The organism is Aquabacterium sp., from assembly GCF_004297345.1.
GTDB lineage: Bacteria > Pseudomonadota > Gammaproteobacteria > Burkholderiales > Burkholderiaceae_C > Aquabacterium.
On record NZ_SCTN01000425.1, the window covers coordinates 1 to 3,530 of the forward strand.

Consider the following 3,530-nt stretch of genomic DNA (forward strand, 5'->3'; position numbering starts at 1 on the left):
ATTGCATTGGCCGTCAGCAGCACCGTTGCCTTTGCCCAAGCTGCAGCCTCTGCACCCGCAGCTGCAGCAAGTGGTGCTTATGTGGCCCCACCCTGGATCTACAAGACCAAGCAGCTCAACCGCAACGATGTGGACAAGCTGCTGGGCAACCCCAAGAAGCTGCTGATCATTGATCTGCGCCGCCCGGACGAGTTGGTCAAGTACGGCAGCTTCCCGGTCTACCTGAACCTGCAAGTCAAGGACCTGCCTGAACTGCTGGAATTCATCCCCAAGGATCGCACGATCCTGACGGTGTCCAACCGCGCACACCGTGCCGGTGCAGCTGGCGACATCCTGACGGCAGCTGGTTACAAGGTGGCAGGCGCCACTGGCTCCGAAGACTATCGCGAAGCTGGTGGCACCATCACCAAGGTTTCGCCACCACCCGCACCTGCTTCGGCCGCTTCAGCAGCATCGAAGTGATCAATTGAAGGCAGGTTGCTCCAGCTGCGGCGCACCTGCCGAACGGAGTACCTGCCATGGCACTGCAAGAAGCCGCTGTCATCGACGTTGCGGGCAATGATGTTCCAGACATTGCACAGCCCGCCTCATCAACGATTCGCGTTCAACTTTGGGATCTTCCACTTCGTCTGTTTCACTGGTCGCTTGTCGCGGCCGTGACGACCGCCATCATCACGGGCAAAGCCGGCGGCACCTGGATTGAGTTGCACGCCAAGGCCGGCATCGCCATCGTGGGCCTGGTGGTATTCAGGCTGGTCTGGGGTCTGATCGGCTCCACATCGGCACGCTTCCATCACTTCGCGCCCACCCCAGGCAAGATCCTGGCGTATCTGCAAGGGCGGTGGCGCGGCATCGGCCACAACCCATTGGGCGCCTTGTCAGTTTTTGCCCTGCTCGGGCTGCTGGGATTTCAAGCTGGCTCCGGCTTGCTCAGCAATGACGACATATCGTTTGCTGGCCCCTTGGCCCAATTGATTGGCGACGACCTGTCTCACACTGTGACCAACTGGCATCACCAGGCTGCCAACCTGCTGTTTGTGCTGCTTGGGTTGCACATCGCAGCGATCGCGTTCTACGCACGCGTCAAGAAAGACAAACTGGTCAAACCCATGGTCACCGGCTGGAAGGACGTGCCGGCTGACGCCCCACAACCAAGACGCGCCCGCCGCATTGCATTGATCGCTGCGCTAGCCCTGGCTCTGGGTGCCATCTACGGTACCAGCGGTGCATGGATCAAGAAGGATGCACCTCCTCCCGCGACATCGCCTGATACCAGCACCAGCGCGTCAACCAAGCCCACTCAGGGCAACGCGCCAGCCTGGTAGCACCGAGCCAGAACATCCGCCGACCAAATAAGCAAGCTCAATTTCATTCGTTCTCGTTTGAGTCGCTCACTTCTAGTATTGACCCATCACTCATTCACATACACGCATCACCATGTCGTTCAAGTTTGCAAACCGCCGCACCTTCAACAGCCTGGCTCTGGCTGCACTCACTGCCGTTGCCGGCGTGGCCTCCCTGGTACCTGCGGTCGCCCAGGCCAAGGAAGTCACGCTGCTCAACGTATCGTATGACCCGACCCGTGAGCTCTATCAGGAATACAACGCGGCATTCGCCAAGTACTGGAAGGCCAAGACGGGTGACGACGTCAGCGTCAAGGCATCGCATGGCGGTTCGGGCAAACAAGCCCGCTCCGTGATCGACGGTCTTGAGGCCGATGTGGTCACCCTGGCTTTGGCCTATGACATTGACGCCATCGCTGACAAGGGCCTGCTGTCTACCGACTGGCAAAAGAAGTTCAAGTTCAACAGCACGCCTTACTCGTCGACCATCGTCTTCCTGGTTCGCAAGGGCAACCCCAAGAACATCAAGACCTGGGATGACGTGGTCAAGCCCGGCAACGCCGTGATCACCGCCAACCCCAAGACCTCTGGTGGTGCCCGCTGGGCCTATCTGGCTGCTTACGGCTACGCACTGAAGAAGAACAACGGTGACGACGCCAAGGCCCGTGACTTCATCAAGAAGCTGTTCGAACACGTGCCCGTTCTGGACTCTGGCGCCCGCGGCGCTACGGTGTCCTTCTCCGAGCGTGGCCTGGGTGACGTGCTGTTGTCCTGGGAAAGCGAAGTGGGTCTGATCAAGAAGGAATTCGGCGACGACAAGTTCGACGTGATTTACCCATCCGTGAGCATCCTGGCTGAGCCCCCTGTGGCAGTCGTCGACAAGGTGGTGGACAAGCGTGGCACACGCGACGTGGCCCAGGCTTACCTGGAATACCTGTACTCGCCAGCTGGCCAGGACCTGATTGGCAAGAACTACTACCGCCCAACCGACCCCAAGGCTGCCGCGAAGTATGCCAAGCAGTTCCCCAAGCTGAACCTGTTCACGGTTGATGACACGTTTGGCGGTTGGACCAAGGCCCAGAAAACACACTTTGCCGATGGCGGTGTCTTCGACCAGATCTATACCAAGAAGTGATTTAACTGATTGGTAGCTAGTACCTAGCAGTGGGGGTGTCTCGGGGGGAGCCTTCAGGTATCCTGGGACACATTTTCAGCGGCTTTGGCCTTGGTGCCAAAGCCGCTTTTTTATGCATCACTTCAAACCAACGTCAAGCAAAATCAAGTCACAAAAAAAAGAGCCGCCCGGCATGTCCCTGGCGGCTCTTGTTGTCAGCAAGAAGTATTCAGGCTGCGGATCGATGCAGTGCGTCATCCGCATCCACGGAAGAGCTCAGCTCAAGCCGCTCTTCCTTTCGAACCAACAAGCCATGACGCTGCAACTGCGTTCTCAGCATGTTGCGCGTGATACCCAATACCTTGGCCGCCTTGACCTGGTTCTGGGTTGCATGCGCGAAAGCAGCATGAACCACGGCAGACTCAACGACATCAAACAAGGCCTCACGGTCTTCACTCAATAGTGTAGACAGTGCCTTGTTCAACAAGACTAGCCCATCCTCGCCCTGCTGCTCAAATTGTGGCAGCGAACTGCCCGCAGGAGCGAACGATTCGTTTGCCGGGACATGAGCCGAGTAATCGGTCTGCCTCTGCGGTTCAAGCGAAGCCCCACTCGCTTCGGCATTAACACCCAGACCACCAGGGATCAAGCCCGCCTGTACGGCAGGGGCCGCACCAGACAATGGCACCAGCTTGATGTCCTGTGCCGTGATGACAGCATCCTTGCAGACGATCAAAGCGAAGTGAATGACATTCTCCAGCTCCCGAATGTTCCCGGGCCAGCTGTAGTTCAACAAGGCGCGCTGCGCATCCTCTGTCAGCATCACCTCCTCAAGATGAAGCCGGCTGCGATAGACCGAGATGAAATGGCGAGCCAAAGGCACGATGTCCGCTGGCCGCTCACGCAATGGCGGCAAACGGACACTGGCGACGCTCAAGCGATAGTAAAGATCAGCCCGGAAGTGCTGCGCCTCAACTGCGCGCCCCAAATCGATGTTGGTGGCCGCAACCAGGCGCACATCCAGCGCGATGGCCTTGCGCGATCCCAGGCGAACCACCTGCCGTTCCTGGAGA

4 protein-coding genes are annotated in these 3,530 nt (G+C 58.5%); 3 read left to right on the forward strand and 1 reads right to left on the reverse strand.

Features of this window, described 5'->3' with window-relative positions; translation table 11 throughout:
- The 3 genes from EPO09_RS16395 to EPO09_RS16405 form a co-directional block, all read left to right on the forward strand.
- A partial coding sequence (locus EPO09_RS16395; RefSeq protein WP_367200079.1) for a rhodanese-like domain-containing protein occupies positions 1-462 on the forward strand: 462 nt, incomplete at its 5' end.
- 56 nt (positions 463-518) lie between these two features.
- Positions 519-1,325, forward strand: coding sequence for a cytochrome b/b6 domain-containing protein (locus tag EPO09_RS16400; protein ID WP_290644531.1), 807 nt, complete (start codon positions 519-521; stop codon positions 1,323-1,325).
- A 112-nt stretch (positions 1,326-1,437) separates the two neighbouring features.
- Positions 1,438-2,478 carry a sulfate ABC transporter substrate-binding protein gene (locus tag EPO09_RS16405; protein WP_290644533.1) on the forward strand — a complete coding sequence of 347 codons (1,041 nt, stop codon included), beginning with the start codon at positions 1,438-1,440 and terminating at the stop codon, positions 2,476-2,478.
- A gap of 208 nt (positions 2,479-2,686) precedes the next feature.
- On the opposite strand, the gene EPO09_RS16410 is transcribed toward EPO09_RS16405, so the two are convergent.
- Positions 2,687-3,530, reverse strand: an 844-nt coding sequence (locus tag EPO09_RS16410) for a sigma 54-interacting transcriptional regulator (RefSeq protein ID WP_290644535.1), incomplete at its 5' end; no start/stop codon positions are given.